This is a genomic window from Clostridium saccharobutylicum DSM 13864, assembly GCF_000473995.1.
Lineage (GTDB): Bacteria > Bacillota > Clostridia > Clostridiales > Clostridiaceae > Clostridium > Clostridium saccharobutylicum.
On record NC_022571.1, the window covers coordinates 2626105 to 2644192 of the forward strand.

Here is an 18088-nt window from a genome sequence, read left to right on the forward strand (position 1 = left end):
AGTCAAGCTTTCAGGGGATTTGATTTTACACTTTCTCGTCTGTTATCTATATGATTTCACCTCTAATAAATTCATCTTTCGAGTTATATCCTGTATATAAATATCTAAATTAGTCAAATAATAATATTAATAATACCATAAAAAATTTATCAAAGAAACTATGCAATTAGTCTCTTACATAACTTTTAATTATTCCATTTCTTTTAAAAAAGATGCCACTAAGTAAAAAACTTAGTGGCATCGCCTTACTAAAGGAACAGCATATCTTTCAATTAAATTATAAATTTAACATTATTCTTTCATAAATATTACTAAGCGGGACTTGATCGTCAGCAATACCTGCCTCGAAAACTACTTTAGGCATACCATATACTATACATGATTCTTCTGCTTCTACTAAGACAAAACCATTATTATCTTTTACCTTTTGACAGCCTATTAATCCGTCGTTTCCCATTCCTGTTAATATTACAGAAAGTAATTTATCTTTAAATATAGGTGCTACTGAGTTTAAGGTGACATTAATTGATGGTTTATATAAACTATCAATATTTTTCATATCTTCCACTTTAAAAATTATACTATCATTCTTTCCGCTTTCTAATACAGTTTGGAATCCTGCTGGTGCAATATATATATTCCCAGGTTCCAAGATATCTCCATTTTCAACTTCCCTGACACGAAGATTACATATTGTATCAAATCTTTCAGCTAACGGTTTAGTGAATCCTGGAGGCATATGCTGAATTACAATAATAGGTCTGCATAAATCCTTGGGAAATCTTGGCAGTATTGATTGAAGTGCAGATGGTCCACCTGTTGAACAACCAATAACAAGTAGTTCTCTCTTCATTAGCTTTTTATCACATTCAATATACTCTAAATCTACAATAGCTTCTGCATCTTCTTCATTTTTTTGTACTTTACAACTATTGGCAATTACTTTTAGTTTACTAAGAAAATCTTTGATTGTTTCATCTTTCGCTTCTTCGCCTACTAATGAACTTTTTAAAAAGAAATCTACTGCTCCCAATTCTAAAGCTTCTATTGCAGTACTAGTACCATCTTCAGTATGATTACTTAGCATTACAACTGGTACAGGAGTAATTTTCATAATTTCTTTAAGCGCACTTGTTCCATCCATTTCTGGCATTTCTACATCCATTGTTACTACATCAGGTTTTAATCTTTGTATCTTTTCAATTGCATCTAAGCCATTTCTCGCAATTCCTATTATAAAAAACTGAGGATCTTTTTCTATAATAAGACTTATACTTCTTCTCATAAATGAGGAATCATCTACAACCAAAACACCATATTGTTTCATTATTCATTCTCTCCTTTCTTATAATAAAAAATCGAGGGAGTGTAAATAGTGTCAAAACCAGGATTAACACTTGTAACAGTTTCTGCATGACCTAGGAATAAGTATCCATTTTCATTAAGAATATTGTAAAATGACAAAGCAGCCTTTTTAATAAATTCTGTATCGAAATATATTAAAACATTTCTACAAAGAATAATATCTGCCATTCCAATTTTATGTTCAATATTGTTATCGAACATATTTAAATTTTTAAATTTCACAATTTCTCTTATTTCGTCCTTTACCTTATAGTCATCACCAATTAGGTCAAAGTACTTATCTAACATCCCATAAGGCATTTTTCTGAAAGATAAGGATTTACTATTATACATACCTTTTTCTGCTTTATCCAAAACTTTTTTATTAATATCTGATGCTATTATTTCCACAGAACCTTTTTCAAAAAGCATTGTTTCTTTTATTAGCATTGCTAATGTATATGGTTCTTCCCCACTTGAACATGCTGCACACCAAATACGTAAAGTTTTTTCCTTATAATGTTCTTTATATAGTGGAAAAATATTATTTTTTAATTCATTTAATAGATTTTCTTCTCTAAAAAAATAAGTTTCATTTACTGTTATTAATTCAATTAAGATATCTCTTTCTTTTTCTTCTATCTTAACATATCCAGAATATTCCCAAACACTAAGTCCTAACTCTTTAAGTCTATATGCTATCTTGCTTTCAAGTGAAGGAAGGTTTTTCAAGTAATCAATACCACAGAATTCATATATATATTGTGCTAGTTGTTCTAATGCCATAATACTCATAACTTAAAATTTCCTCCTTAGTTTATAACATTTAATTACTGAATTAATTCTTCTAATGATTTTTTTATTTCTGTTGTATATTCAGAAATTTCTTTAGTTACATTTACTGTTTTTTGTACATCTCTCACATTTAAGTTCACTACATTATTTATATCATCAATATACCTTTTTAATTGTTCCACTTCCCTTGCTTGTACCTTAGTAGCCGATGTAACTTCATTTGACTGATCTGTAACATTTCTAAAGTTATCTGTGATTCTATCAGTAGATTTTGTTTGTTCCTTCATAGCCCAAGTAATTTGTTTCATGTCTTCTCGTGAATTACTTACACCTTTTATAATGTTTTCTACTCCCGATGCCTGCTCTCTAGCTGCCTGTGCTACTTGCCCAGCTAACTTTGTTACATTTTCAGTTGAACTCACTATATTCCTACCTTGTTTTGCTTGTTCTTTTACTGCTACAGCTATTTGTCTTATTTGTTCTCTTGAATTGTTAACCCCTTTAACAATTTCTTCAACGCCTATTACTTGTTCCTTAACAGCTCTAGTTACCTGTTCTGCTTGGTTTGTTACATTTTCTACTGACTCTACAATGTCATTACCTTGTTTTGCTTGTTCTTTAACTGCTACAGTGATTTGTCTCACTTGTTCTCTTGCATTTTCAATACCAGTTATTATTTCTACAACTCCGGCTGCTTGTTCTTTCATAGCTCGTGTTACTTCTGCTGTTTGGCTTGTAACATCTCCAACCAATCTTGTTATTGATTTTCCTTGTTCTGTTTGTGATATCATAGCATCAGTTATTTGCTTAACTTGTTCCCTTGCATTTACTACACCTTTAATTACTTCATCTACTCCAGTAGCTTGTTCCTTAACTGCTGTAGTTACCTGTGCTGCTTGATTAGTTACATTTTCTACCGAAACTACAATATTTTGCCCTTGTTTTGCTTGTTCTTTAACAGCCACAGTTATTTGTCTTACCTGTTCTCGTGCATTTACTATTCCTTTTACTATTTCTTCAACACCTATTGTTTGTTCATTAGTTACTGTAGCAATTTGAGCCGCCTGATTAGTTACATTTTCTACTGCAATTACTATATCTTCTCCTTGCTTGGCCTGCTCTTTTACTGCTACTGTTACTTGTCTTACCTGTCCTCTTGCATTTACTACACCTTTAATAACTTCGTCAACACCACTTGCCTGTTCTTTGGCTGCTTGAGTTACCTGTGCTGCTTGGTTAGTTACATTTTCTACTGAAGCTATAATATCACTACCTTGTTTTGCTTGTTCTTTAACTGCTACAGTTATTTGTCTTACTTGTTCTCGTGCATTTGCTACACCTTTTATAACTTCGTCAATTCCAGCTGCCTGCTCCTTTACTGCCACTGCAACTTCATTTGTTTGATTAACTACATTTTCAATTGAAGATGTAATATTCTTACCTTGTATAGCCTGCTCTTTTACCGCTACAGTTATTTGTCTTACTTGTTCTCGTGCATTTGCTACACCTTTAATAACTTCATCTACACCTGCCGCTTGTTCTTTTACAGCTATTGTAACTTCATTTGTTTGATTAACTACACTATTGATAGCTTTAGAAATATTTTGACCTTGGCTTGCTTGTTCTTTTACAGCAACACTTATTTGCCTTACTTGCTCTCTTGAGTTTTCAACACCTTTTATAATTTCATCTACTCCAATAACTTGTTCTCTTACTGCTGTTGCAACTTGATCTGCCTGATTTGTTACATTATCGACAGCCTCGACAATATTTTGGCCTTGTTTAGATTGTTCATTCATTGCTATATTAATTTGTAGTACCTGTTCTTTTGCATTTGCTACACCTTTAATTACATTTTCCACACTTATAGCTTGCTCTTTTGTTGCTTGTGTAACCATAGTTGCTTGACTTGTAACATTTTTCATTGATTCAAGTATTTCACTGCTTCCTTTATTTTGATTATCTGTTGCTAAAGTTATTTCTTTAATTTCAGAAGTAACATTTTCTATTCCAACAACTATTTTTTCTATGACTGTTCCAACTTCATTACTTAATTTTGATCCATACTCAACTTTTTCAGTTCCAACCTCTATTGCCTTAATAGCATTAGTAGTCTCACCTTGTATTCCCTTTATAAGTTGGGATATTTCTTTTGTAGCTGTAGCTGTTCTCTCTGCTAGTTTTCTTACTTCATCAGCTACTACTGCAAAACCTTTTCCATGTTCTCCCGCTCTTGCAGCTTCAATTGCAGCATTTAATGCAAGTAAATTTGTTTGATCTGCTATATCATCAATAACATCAATTATGCTTCCAATTTTATCAGAGCTTTTACCCAAGTTAGTTATTACACTTTCTGCTTTGTGAATAACTTCAGATATTTCACCTATAGCCACTAAAGTGTTAGCTACTGCGACTTGCCCATCTTTTACATCTCCTCTTACCATATCACTTAAAGAATTAACATTTTTAGCATTTTGAGCTACTTGACTTATAGATACTGCCATATCCTCAACTGTTCTATATGTTTCATTTGAAGCTTTTTGTAATTCTTCAGCATTACCAGCTACTCCTTGAATTGACTTACCCATTTCTTCTATAGATCCTGATATTTCTTCTACCGATCTTGTAGTACTTTCACTATTACCTGCTACTTGCTGAATTGATGCTACTATTTCTTGTACTGCTGCAGCTGCTTCATTAGCAGAACCTCTTAAAATTTCTGCATTTCCTGCTACACCTCTAACTGATTTACCCATTTGTTCAACTGACGATGATATTTGTTCTACTGAACTTGCTGTACTTTCGCTATTTCCTGCTACTTGCTGAATTGATGCTACCATCTCTTGAATAGCTGCTGCTGATTCATCTGTTGAATTCTTTAAACTTTCTGTGTTTGCAGCTACTCCTTTTATAGATATTCCCATTTCTTCAATTGATGATGATATTTGTTCCACAGAACTTGCTGTACTCTCACTATTTCCAGCTACCTGCTGAATTGAAGCAACCATTTCTTGTACTGCTGCCGCAGATTGATCTGTAGAACTTTTTAAACTTTCTGCATTTACAGCTACACCTTTTATTGATGCACCCATTTCTTCTATTGATGATGAAATTTCTTCAACAGAACTCGCTGTACTTTCACTATTACCTGCTACTTGCTCAATTGATACTACCATTTCCTGAACAGCTGCTGTAGATTCTTCTGCTGATTCTTTTAGACTTTCAGCATTTCCTGCAACACCCTTGATTGATTTTCCCATTTGTTCAATTGAAATTGATATTTGCTCTACTGAACTTGCTGTGCTTTCACTATTTCCTGCTATTTGCTGAATCGATGCTACTACTTCTTGTACTGCTGCTGTAGCTTCTTCTGCTGATCCTTTTAAACTTTCAGCATTTCCTGCAACACCTTTTATTGATATTCCCATTTGCGCAATTGATGATGATATCTGTTCAACTGAGCTTGCTGTACTTTCACTATTACCTGCCACCTGCTGTATTGATGCTACAACTTCTTGCACTGCCATTGTGGATTCTTCTGCTGATCCTTTTAAACTTTCAGCATTTCCTGCAACACCCTTGATTGATTTTCCCATTTGTTCAATTGATCCAGATATTTGCTCTACTGAACTTGTTGTACTTTCACTATTTTTTGCAACCTGCTCTATTGATGCTACCATTGATTGTATAGAAACTTCTGCACTTTCAGTTGTATTTTTTAAGCTTTCTGCATTTTTTGCCACACCTTGTATTGATTTTCCCATTTCTTCAATGGATGCAGATATTTGCTCTACTGAGCTTGCTGTACTTTCACTGTTTCCGGCTACTTGCTGTATTGACGCTACTACTTCTTGAATTGCAGCCGTAGACTCTTTGGCTGATGCTGTTAAACTTTCTGCATTTCCAGCTACACCTTTAACTGATTTTCCCATTTGCTCAACTGACGAAGATATTTCTTCTACAGATTTTGATGTACTGCCCCCATTTCCTGCTACCTGCTCAATTGAAGCAACCATTTCTTGAATTGCTTCAGAAACTTCCTTTGCAGATTCGTTCATTTTCTCTGAATTATCAGCCACACCTTTAATTGACTTGCCCATTTGTTCTATAGAACTTGACATTTCCTCTACTGAGCTTGAAACATTTTCGCTATTAGCTGCAACTTGTTTAACAGATACAGCTATTTCTTCTAGTGAGTCTTGCGACTTTTGAGCAACGTTTGTTAATTGTTCTGCATTTATTACGACTCCATTAATTGACTTAGACATTTCATTTGTCAAAGTATTTGCAGCTTTTATAGCTTCTGCCTGATTACTTGTCCCCTTTGTAACTTCTTCAGTTATATGAGATAACTCTTTTAACTTTTCATCAAGTTTTTTTGATGAAAAAATTGCATTCTCTACATTTCTTGAACCTCCTATAAGCTTAATTCCAATATTTCTTTTAAAACTACCCATTACACACGCCTCCATATTATATAAACTTTTGCTTATTATTAAATTTCATTATTATTAAAATTATTGTTATCTTTTATACCTTTATTATTTATCATTCTTGATATCCCTACAACATCAAATATGTGGGCAACACTTCCATCACCTAATATCGTCGCACCAGATATCCCTTCAATTTTGCCTATATATGCCCCCAGTGGCTTAACTACTATTTCCTGATTTCCAACTAATTCGTCAACTACAATGCCAAACCTTTTTTCTGCAATTCCTAGAACTATAATGAATACATTTTTCTTTTTGTTTTCTTTAGGCAATTTAAAATAATCATGCAACCAAATTATAGGGAGAACCTTATCTCTAATAACAACAACTGATTGGTTTTTAACGTATTCAATTTCACCTTTAGGTTTTCTCACTATTTCAATAATATTACTCATTGGCAGTGCATACGTTTCATTATGAATTTTCACTAAAAGGCCTGCGAGTATCGCTAGAGTTAACGGCAATTTAATAGTAAATTTGCTACCTTCCCCTTCTTTTGTTTCAACATCAATTATTCCATTAAGTTTATCTATATGATTTCTTACAATATCCATTCCTACGCCTCTGCCTGAGACGTCACTTACATTATTAGCTGTCGACAACCCTGTTTTGAAAATAAGATTTATTATTTCTTGTTCTGATAATATTTCTGCTTCTTGAGCTGAAACTACTTCTTTCTTTATTGCTGATTGTTTTATCTTTTCTATATTCAAACCTGCACCATCATCTTCGACTGTCACAATTACATGATTTTCTTGATGAAATGCTTTAATTCTAAGAGTGCCTTTCGAAGGTTTACCTTTGTCTATACGAATACTAGGTTTTTCTATACCATGATCTAAGGAATTTCTTACAAGATGTATTAACGGATCTGTTATATCCTCGATTATTGTTCTATCCATTTCTGTTTCTCCACCTTCAAGAATTAAATCTATATCCTTTTCTAATGAATTAGCAAGATCCCTTACTAGTCTTGGAAATCTGCTAAACAACTGTTGAACTGGCAGCATACGAGCCTTCATTATACTTTCTTGAAGTTCACTAACAACTCTTGAAATACGACCCGATATTCCAATTAAGTCTTCCACAGAATCATCTGCTATATATCTATTATGTAAACTACTACTCACCTGAGCAATTCTGGTTTGTTCGATAACCATTTCTCCAACTAAATTCATCATATGTTCAAGACGATCTACATCTACTCTTATAGTCTTAGAAATCTTATTATCATTTTTTTTAGGATTAAATTTGTCTTTGTTTTCTTCTAGTTCATTATTTTTTCTACTCTGTACAATTGTTTCATTTGTTTCATTTTTATTTAATTCCTGAATTTTATAACTAAATACCTTTACATCATCAATATCCATCAAATTTTCTTTAATTTTCTGTAACATAACCTCATTATCTAATTCAGTAGTCAGTAGATACTTTATAGTATCTACATTGTCATCAGGTGATAATTCTAATACATTTGGAAGTGATGCAATTACATTTCCAATTTCATTTAACCAATTAAGTATAAGTAAAGCTCTAATTGATTTCATCAAACTATCTTCTAATATCTTAATTTCACAAACCATACTAAAATAACCTTTTGAATTTGCAGCTTTTAACATATTTTTCTGTTCAATATCTAAATCAAATATAATATCTTCTTTTTTAATATCCATTCTAATCAAATGTTCTTCTTTTTTACTTAAACTGTTTTCCTGTATTTCTTTAAGATGGTGTACAAGGTGCTTAATTTCAATTTGGGTTTCATTTTTATGAGCTAAAAAATCTTCCTTTAATAAGGTTAAACAATCTATGCATTTAAAAAGAAGATTAATCATTGGTTTTGTTACTTTTAATAAATTATTTCTAATCTTATCAAAAACGTTTTCCATCTCATGAGTGAGTAGTTTCATTTTTTCATATCCCATAGCTGAAGATGATCCTTTAAGTGTATGCGCTGCTCTAAAAATATCTTGTATCACATTTTCTGTTGTCTCATTTGTTTCCAATTCTAAAATGCATTTTTCTAAAAACTGTATTTCTTCTTCCAGTTCATCTAGAAATGCTTTAATCATTTCAGGTCTTTCATATATTTCAGACATACTACCCCTCCATTAGTCATAAAGAACTGTATCCATTTTTAATAAACTTATAACTCCATTTTTTGTAATCCCTATTCCTTCAAAATACTCTCCATCAATACCTGAAACAACATTAGGTGTAGGCTGAATATCATTAAGTTTAATTACCTGTTCAACCTTGTCCACAATTATTCCAATCATCTCTTCTCTGCTTTTTACTACTATAATTCTAGTTTCTTTAGTAACCATCTCTTCTGTTAGATTAAATCTTTTATGTAAATTTACTACTGGAATCACTTTTCCCCTTAAATTTATAACTCCTTCTAAAAAAAATTTACTGTTATGAGTTTGAGATATTTGCTGCATTCTAATAATTTCATAAACATCACTAATTTTCAGGGCATATTTTTCATTTGATAACTCAAAAGCAATATATTGAATATCCTTTAATTCATCCATTTAACCTTCCTCCTATCATACTATCAAAGTAAATTGTACATTTTTCCCAATGTCTTTATTAAATGCTCTTCCTTGAAAGGTTTTATAATAAACCCATTAGCCCCATTCAATATAGCTTCCTTCACAAGATATTCCTGACCCATAGCAGAAATCATTACAATATTTGCATTTGGATTATTTTTTTTAATTTCTCTAACTGCATCTACGCCACTCATTTCTGGCATAGTTATATCCATTGTAACAATATCAGGTTTTAGATTAGTATAACTTTCAATTGCTTCTAACCCATTACCAGCTTCTCCAATTACTTCAAAGCCATTTTTCTCTAACATGGCTCTAAGTTCTTCCCTCATAAAAACCGCATCATCCACAATAAGAACTTTTTTTTCATATGCCCTCCTAAAATTAATAGTTACTTTAGTATTAAAAATCTAGATTATATTAATCTGAATACTATTACAACTAAACTGAAAAGTTCCCCTATATGCTATAACTCTCTTATTGGATTATCTAAAAAATTGCATTTTAACTTTATCAACTTTAATCCATTCTCTAAATAATTCTAAAATTTATTAGTCGCTCATATTGTAATCCATATAATTCCTGATAGAGGAGTGAATACTTACTCATGCTGAAATTATACCATATTGTCTAATAATGTCAATATAATAATATAAATGTCTATTTTTTATTTTTTCTAATTATAGAGTTATTAATTGGTAGCAATTTATATATTTTACTATCAATGTGTAACCTTATATATCTTTTCTTTAATAAATTACAAATTGAAATTCATCCGTTTTTAGACATAACTTTAAAACCCATAGTTGTATAACTACAGGTTCTAAAATTATTCTTTTATGAAATTATTTATTAATTTAAATATAATCTTAATTGATTTTTTATTTTTATTGAATTTTATAATAAAATTGAAATTTTAAGTTATAATTTAATATATCTGCTCGTTTATATTAAATTATAACTTAAAATATATTGGGAAACTCTAAAGTAAATGTAGTTCCCTTATTAACCGTGCTTTCTAAATATATTTTTCCTCCATGAGCTTCTACAAAAGCCTTTGTAATTGTAAGCCCTATACCAGAACCCCCTGTATTTTTATTTCTTGATAGATCACTTCTATAAAATCTTTCAAAAATATATGGGATATCTTTATCTGGTATGCCAATACCATTATCAATAATTTTAATTATAATACTATTATTTTCTTTCTTTAGCACTACTTTAACTTTACCATTTGACCTTAAATGTTTATAAGAATTTGAGAGTAAATTATTCATAATCTGCTTAAACTTATCTATATCAATGTTTGCCTTGATCTCTGGAGTTATAATGCTAGTTAACTCATAGTTTTTTTTAATATAAAGTGGTTCATAAGTATCCACAACTTTTCCTAATTCATTGGAAAGGTTAACTTTACTTTTGTTCAAATTAATGTTGATTTGTTCAAATTTTGCCAAATCACGGAGATTATTCACCATTTTGGTTAGTCTATCAATTTCATTATAAAAAGTTTCAAATCTCTCATTAGTAGGTTCCCAAATACCATCTATAAATGCCTCTACATGAGTTTTCAATGTAGTTAAAGGTGTCCTTAATTCATGAGCCATGTCTGAAGTTAATCTTTTTCTAAGCATTTCTTGGTTGCTTAAAGTTTGTGAAAGATAATTTATTGAATTAGAAAGTTCAACTATTTCTTTCGTATTTGAGTTAACCTTTGCTCTTACATTTAAATCACCATTCCTCATTTTATTTGCAGTCTCAGTTATTTGAGCTAATGGTTTTGATATTTGTTTTGACATAACTATACTTATAATAATTCCAAATATTAAAGCCACTAAAGCTGACACTATAAATGAATGATTTAAAGTACTTATAAATGATACTGATGCAGAAGATAAATATGAGGTTCCAAAGTAACCAATTATTATGGTACCCACTTCCTCTTTATTGTTACTAACTAAGGGATATTTGTTTTCAGTATACTCACCCATATTAATTCCATAAGAATTGTTCATCATAGATCCCATCATATTTCCCATCATGCCATTCTTCTGTAAATAGGATTTGCCAGAAGAGTATAATGTATTATCATGTATATCTTTAATTTCTATATACAAGTCCTGCAGTTCTGCATATCTTTGAATTTCATCTGTATTTATTTCTGAAGATTCTTTTTGACCACTATATAAATCATCAATAATTTTTAATACATTATCTATTTTTGTTTTTTGCTCGTCAACTAAATAATTTTTAAATTTATTCCCTACTGTATAATTAGAAATAGTACTTGCTAAAATGATCGAACCTAAAATTACTAAAATAAATCCCATAGATAATTTTTTTACTAAAGACATTTTCATTTTTTTACCTCATATGCATTCGGAATAAATTTATAGCCCATTCCATATACAGTTACTATATATAAAGGTTCCTTATGATTATTTTCTATTTTTTGACGAATATTTTTTATATAAGTATCGACTGTTCTATCAAAACCTTCATAATTAACACCGAAAGCTTTTTCTACTAATTTTTCTCTAGAAAATACTTGTTCTGGATTAGTAAGTAAAATTTTTAAAATCTTAAATTCATTTGTTATCAAATTTACAATCTTACTTTGCTTTTTCACAATCATCTTTTTACTATCAACTTCTAAATCTCCATTATTGAAGCTTAATATATCCGCCATAGGCATAAAGTCTCTATATGCTCTTCTAAGCAGTGCCCTAACTCTTACTACAAGCTCTCGCACACTAAAAGGCTTAGTTAAATAATCATCAGCTCCTATAGATATCCCCTCTATTTTTTCATCTTCCTCTGCCTTTGCAGTAAGCATAATTATAGGCATACTAGAACTCATTCTAATTCTTTTGCATACTTCTTCACCAGTTATTTTAGGAAGCATTAAATCCAAAACTATAAGATTAATATTTTGTTCATTAAATATATTTAATGCCATCTCACCATCCATTGCTGTAATTACTTCAAAATCTTCTTTTTCAAGATATGCTTTAACTACATCCAATATATTCTGTTCATCATCTACAACTAATATTTTAAATTTATTACTCATCTGCATTCTCATCTCCAAAGTTGATTTATTAATTATATTATTATAAAAATTAGAGTAAGATTTATTATATATCTTACTCTAATCTTAATAAATATTCAAAATCCTTTAATTTTTTTCTGAAAGTATAGCTTTTCTCTTCAAATATTCTTCTTGATTCATTTCTCCACTTGCAAATTTTTCATTAAGGATTCTCATTGGATCATTAGATTTATTTGTATAGTTTCTAAATAATTTAACAGCTAGAATTATTAATACAATAAATATTAACATTCTAAATCCCATAGCTAAAAACATTCCTCCTAATCCTATAGAACTTAAAGAACTATAACCATATCCTCCAAAACCACAAAACATAAATAATTCCTCCTTGTATTTAAAATTTAGACATATACAACAAAATATTAGCTACTGACTTATTATTTTTGAATATGCCTTTTCTATAAATTAATTATATAAATTAATTATATATATTAATTGTGGAGGAATTATGAATAAATTAAGATTTTCTATGTAGAACATATGAATAATTACTAATAAAATTTTATGTATAATTAAAAAAGTGTATTGAAAACTAATTCTTATAGAATTCAATACACTTTTCTTGTATGTTGAGATTTTTAATATGTAGTTTGTGATATACCGGTTACTCAACTAACTCAAGAATCTGATTATAATAAAATTTAACTCATTTTTATTATAATATAAATTACCTGTAGCTTATTCCATTTGGCTCTCCTTCTACTTTTGTAGTTTTAATAACCTTATCGGTACTATTGTCAATAACACTTACAGTTCCATCATACATATTAGTAGTATAAACATATTTATTATCAGGGCTAACTACTACTCCGTGAGCTCCTTTTCCAGTTTCTATTGTTGTAACTACTTTCTTAGTTGACATATCTATCTTTGAAACAGTATTGGATGGTGCATCTTCTGTCCCTTGATTTGCCACAAATGCATATTTATCATCAGGTTCAATGTAAACTTGAGCGGGCCCTTTTCCTACAGCTACTTTCTCAACTTTATCTGTAGATAAATCAATTATAGCAAGGGCATTTTCACCATTTATAGTTGCCACCAAAGTTTTACCATCACTTGTTATTCCGGTTGTAACAGGTGTTTTACCTACTGTAATTTTTCTAACTTCTTTATTGTTATTTATATCAACAACGCTTATAGTATCTTCACCCATATTTGCTACGTAAGCATATTTATTATCCTTTGAAATACGGAATCCATGAGGTCCTTTACCAACTGCTATAGTACCATTTACATTATAAGTTTTTGCATCAATTACTGATACATTATTATCTTCATTATTAGTAACAAGTACATATTTTCCATCCTCTGTGAATACTATATGAGCTGGATGTTTACCCACTTCAACTTTTTTAATAAGTTTTCCTGTATCTGTATCATAAAACACTGCGAAACCATTCATGTTCATATTCATATCCATATTTTTATCTTTAGATTGATTTTCAGTCATTTTCGGTGGTAATGTATAGGCAACCACTTTTCCATCTGGTGAAACCTGAACATTATGAGGAGCTCCATCAGCTTCTGTAATTATATCTACAACTTCATTTGTTGTAGCATCTACTTTAGAAACACTGCCACTTTCATTAGCAGTATAGTAGAAATGTGTTTTCTCTTCTATATTACCTTGAGCCTGATTTTGGCTTGAGGTTTGATCTGCAGATTTATTGCCTTTTGTAGCATTACCACAACCAGTTAGTAATATTGTTAGTATTGCAAAAGCTGTTATAGCTTTTATATATTTACTTCTCATTATTTTCATCCTTTCTGTTATGTTATAAATTTATTTTATATGATTATTATAAAAGTTTATTATGTAGAAATTATAAAGAAAAATTGTTCAATAATAAAAATTATTATATTTTGAAATTTTATACATAAATTAATTTACTTAATGGTCCTAAAATATATTTACTTAACTTAATTCCTTATTAACTTGACTCTCATAGAAATAAATGTATTTCTTATTTTAACAATTTATAAAATCATTCTTTTATCAATATAGAATATATTGTTCTCTAACATAATAAAAATATACTTTGCATTGTAGTATAATACACAATAAATTAAGCAAAATATTATTAAATTTATGTGCTGCAGCTAATAAAGAGGTATTATTTATGAATAGAGGAACATCAGGTTTTTTGGGCGGGTGGATAGCAGGCTTTGTGAAGCTAGTAATTGATCAAATTGCAGTTGCTATTAACATATCTTCTCACACATTGTTCTTGGAATTATAATTACGTACGCTATTTCTATATTAAGAATAGAGTCACCACATTAAGCGGTAGGATAATTAATTACATTAGAAGAGTAAAATATTTCTTAGTAATGCATGCATTTCCAAATGTATGCATTACTTTTATATAACAAATGGCGTTTTTGATGTTATAATACATTTTTAATATCTATTCTTCAAATTTTAAAGGACATTATTTATAGTATACTTAATGATATCTAAATATTATAAAACAACTTCAATGGAAATGATAATAATTATCAAAAACACATAAAATCATCACATCTTTTTTATATAATTTTACTAATTGTGATTATTATTTCATGAAGGAGGTTTTATTATTTATTATCTTTCATTGAAGCTTTGTGACATACTTAGAGTATTGAATAGTTTTTACTAAATTTTTTAATTTGAAATTTGAGGTGATTTATTTTTGAAAGATATATCAATTTTAGTAGCTTTTTCAGCAGATTAACTACATTAAACATGGATTTCTCCTTTATTAATATTTTAACTTAAAATATTCATTTAATTACACTTTTATAATATTAACATAAAACACGTGAAATAAAAGACTCAAGTCTTGTATTAAACAAACACTTGAGCCTTTAGCATATTTTCGTTTAAATATTTTTATTATTTAAACCTCTTCGATACCTAAAACATCATATCCTGCATCTTCAAGAGCTGCTTTAATTGCTTCATCAGTAATATCTCCAACTTCAGCAATAGCATTTCCCTCTTTTAGATTGACTTTTATATCTGTTGCTCTAATTTCATCTAATGCTTCATAAACATGATTCACACAATGTTCACAGCTCATACCTTCAATTAATATTTTCTTTTTCATTTCTATGTCTCCTTTCAAATTTATATCAATGCCTTTTCTTAAATTGCTATTCAATTTTGTTTTGACTTTCATTCACTCCTTTCTTTTTACTACAACAATTTCCATGCTTATTACCCTTAAACATCATCCCCATCATAAGCACCATCATTATAGGACATATGAAAGGCGCTATTCCACTTATAGCTGCTTTAAATCCTGTTCCTACATTTATAAAAGAAAGTGCTCCAACAATTATAAAAGGTAATCCACAGCAAAACACCATCATTAACATATGCTTCATTGGATTATGTTTTTCATTTTCTCTATTTTTATTATTTCCATAACAATTCATAATAAATTTCTCCTTAATTATGTTGTTATATTTAACTAGCGAGTTTTAACACCTCTTACACTTAAAATTGATTTATTTACAATTTCTTCAATATCGTCTCTTTATCTCTCTTTCCCCTTATAGGATCACTTTAATTTTTTTGATTCTAAATTAATAACATCAATCCATGCTAAACATTGAAGAAAGCTTAACGTTTTTACAATATTCATTAGAAATCTATGACAAAACATCTTCTCTTGTTTGAAACTTAAACTATAGCTTTCCATCAATATCGCCTCCTTGTAAATACATTATAAATAAATATTATGAAGATAAAAATTAATTTTAAATATTCTAAAAAATAAGTTGATATCAATTTATTTTATTCAATATACACCAAATTCTTTTTTATAATGAATTTTATTCATTTATTAATTTTTTACGAATATCCTCTAAGTTCGCTGTCTTTAATGAGTCTGTAACTTCAAGACCAACTGCTACTACATTGTCTTTAATAATAAGATAAGTTCCAGCTATATCTATCTTAAATTCAACATTAACTAAGCCTTTTTTACCTGTAAATGAACTTACCTTCTCACCACTATCTGAATTTACTATAGTAAATTCACCATTAGGATTATCAAAGTTATTAAGGTCAATAACTAAATTTGTTTTTATTCCATTTTCTAAAACTACTACAAGTGGTTCAAACTCGTAACCAGTTCCCTTTATATTTAAGCTTTGAGTACTTCCTGATGTATTAGCTTTTTTAATTAGTCTATCAGTAGAAACTTTACTTAAATCATTACCATATATGCTTGGAGCTTGTGGTGCAGCACTTGGGGCACCAGTCCCGCCTGTACAACAGCTCATTCCACTACTTGGAGTTGGAATGGATGAATCTGCTTTAGATGTATCTACAGAATCAAGATTATCAGTTACTTTAATTACTCCTCTTATCATTCCCATCCAGCAGCTAAAATTTATATCTCCATCCTTTGGTGTAAATTCTATTGTGTTTTCACCAGATTTCAAAGTTTTTTGTATATTAAGTGATGCAACTCCCACCTCATTATTACATGAATTTATTTGACTTCCTGTGATAATCCATTTAACCGGTATGCCTTTTTGTACATAAAATGCATTAGGGGTATAACCGTTATTATCTGCAGTCATCCTAATTACTTGAACTCCCTTTTCAATAGTTGCTTTACTTATATTTGCTTGAGATGCATTTGCTTCAGAACTTGAAAGACTTTGTGCTAATGTGCTAGCATTTGGAACCCCAACTCCTGCAAGAGCAAGACCTCTGTTACCCATTATTATTCCAAGTATTATTACTAAAATCCCACTAAACTTTAAAAGTTGTTTCGTATAACCTTTACTTAAAAAACCTGATATTGCTCCAAATACTATCATTAAAGGAACTGTTCCTAATGAGAACAAAAACATTGATAAAGCACCAGCTGCTGCACTACCTGTACCTAACGCGTATAGCTGCATTGTTTGTAATGGGCCACAAGGCATTAATCCATTTAGAAATCCAACTAAAAAAGGAGTCTTTGGCTTATTCTTAAATTTACATGCTGACCATGGTAATTTAATATTAAACTTTCTAAATAAAGAGAAACCAGTCATATTTAATCCCATTATCACCATAAATACTCCAGCAAATATTTGAAGCCCTGCTTTTACATTAAGTGATAATGATAGGACAGATCCTAATGCTCCTACAATACCACCTATCATTGTGTAAGAAGTTATTCTTCCAGCATTATATAAAATTGCAGGCATTAAAGCCTTGAATTTGTTTTGTTTTTCATTTGCTATACTATTTTTTGATAAGCTTTGAGTAAGCATTATTCCACCACACATACCAACACAATGTATTGATGTGAGCATACCAACAACAAATAATACTGCATAAGATGCATTATTTAATTTAGCACTCATATCAAAACCTGATGTTGAATTACCAAGAAGCAATACAGCTGCAGCTATAACTAAAAATCCTGCAAATTTAATTCCATTTGAATTTTTTGTGCTGTAACCTGCTTTATTGATAGTATCCTTTAATTGTTCCCTAGTACAAAGTTTACTATCATACTCAACAGTAACTTGCTGCGCACTGTAGCTAGCCATTGCGTTTACAACTCCATCAACCTTATTCAATGCTTTTTCCACTCTGTTTTCACAAGATGTGCATGTCATATCATACACTTTAATACTTTCTCTCTTAATACTCATACTATCCTCCATAAAATTACTGCAATTTATTCCAATAATAAATTTTATTTATAACTAATCTTTAAATATATGAATTAATTATAATAAAAAATTATGAAGATTTTATGAGGATAGTATATGAAATTTTTATTAAA

General features: G+C 29.9%; 14 protein-coding genes. All 14 read right to left on the bottom strand.

Annotation, left to right across the window (positions count from 1 at the left end):
• Positions 1–277: 277 nt before the first annotated feature.
• Positions 278–1327, bottom strand: coding sequence for a protein-glutamate methylesterase/protein-glutamine glutaminase (locus CLSA_RS11240; protein WP_022746450.1), 1050 nt, complete (start codon positions 1325–1327; stop codon positions 278–280).
• On the bottom strand, positions 1327–2139 hold the full coding sequence (locus CLSA_RS11245) for a CheR family methyltransferase (RefSeq protein WP_022746451.1): 813 nt from the start codon (positions 2137–2139) through the stop codon (positions 1327–1329). Before CLSA_RS11245 ends, CLSA_RS11240 begins: the two co-directional genes overlap by 1 nt.
• A 35-nt stretch (positions 2140–2174) precedes the next feature.
• Positions 2175–6596, bottom strand: a complete 4422-nt coding sequence (locus CLSA_RS11250) for a methyl-accepting chemotaxis protein (RefSeq protein WP_022746452.1) — start codon at positions 6594–6596, stop codon at positions 2175–2177.
• 38 nt (positions 6597–6634) lie between these two features.
• Positions 6635–8734 carry a chemotaxis protein CheA gene (locus tag CLSA_RS11255; protein ID WP_022746453.1) on the bottom strand — a complete coding sequence of 700 codons (2100 nt, stop codon included), beginning with the start codon at positions 8732–8734 and terminating at the stop codon, positions 6635–6637.
• 12 nt (positions 8735–8746) lie between these two features.
• A complete protein-coding gene (locus CLSA_RS11260) occupies positions 8747–9172 on the bottom strand; it encodes a chemotaxis protein CheW (RefSeq protein ID WP_022746454.1) in 426 nt (141 codons plus the stop codon).
• 23 nt (positions 9173–9195) lie between these two features.
• Positions 9196–9582, bottom strand: a complete 387-nt coding sequence (locus tag CLSA_RS11265; RefSeq protein WP_041716247.1) for a response regulator — start codon at positions 9580–9582, stop codon at positions 9196–9198.
• 573 nt (positions 9583–10155) lie between these two features.
• The gene (locus CLSA_RS11270; RefSeq protein ID WP_022746456.1) at positions 10156–11553 is read right to left on the bottom strand and encodes a sensor histidine kinase; all 1398 of its coding nucleotides are present in this window, start codon (positions 11551–11553) and stop codon (positions 10156–10158) included.
• The gene (locus CLSA_RS11275) at positions 11550–12266 is read right to left on the bottom strand and encodes a response regulator transcription factor (RefSeq protein ID WP_041716579.1); all 717 of its coding nucleotides are present in this window, start codon (positions 12264–12266) and stop codon (positions 11550–11552) included. Before CLSA_RS11275 ends, CLSA_RS11270 begins: the two co-directional genes overlap by 4 nt.
• A gap of 105 nt (positions 12267–12371) precedes the next feature.
• A complete protein-coding gene (locus CLSA_RS11280; protein ID WP_022746458.1) occupies positions 12372–12620 on the bottom strand; it encodes an SHOCT domain-containing protein in 249 nt (82 codons plus the stop codon).
• 352 nt (positions 12621–12972) lie between these two features.
• The gene (locus tag CLSA_RS11285) at positions 12973–14061 is read right to left on the bottom strand and encodes a YncE family protein (RefSeq protein WP_022746459.1); all 1089 of its coding nucleotides are present in this window, start codon (positions 14059–14061) and stop codon (positions 12973–12975) included.
• Positions 14062–15187: 1126 nt separating this feature from the next.
• Positions 15188–15397 carry a heavy-metal-associated domain-containing protein gene (locus tag CLSA_RS11290; protein WP_041716580.1) on the bottom strand — a complete coding sequence of 70 codons (210 nt, stop codon included), beginning with the start codon at positions 15395–15397 and terminating at the stop codon, positions 15188–15190.
• 46 nt (positions 15398–15443) lie between these two features.
• Positions 15444–15728: a hypothetical protein gene (locus CLSA_RS11295; protein WP_022746462.1), complete on the bottom strand. Its 285-nt coding sequence runs from the start codon at positions 15726–15728 to the stop codon at positions 15444–15446.
• Positions 15729–15853: 125 nt separating this feature from the next.
• The gene (locus CLSA_RS24000; protein WP_236903237.1) at positions 15854–15994 is read right to left on the bottom strand and encodes a hypothetical protein; all 141 of its coding nucleotides are present in this window, start codon (positions 15992–15994) and stop codon (positions 15854–15856) included.
• Between the two features lie 133 nt (positions 15995–16127).
• Entirely contained in the window at positions 16128–17954 is a 1827-nt protein-coding gene (locus CLSA_RS11305; RefSeq protein ID WP_022746463.1) for an urease accessory protein UreH domain-containing protein, read from the bottom strand.
• Between the last annotated feature and the right edge of the window lie 134 nt (positions 17955–18088).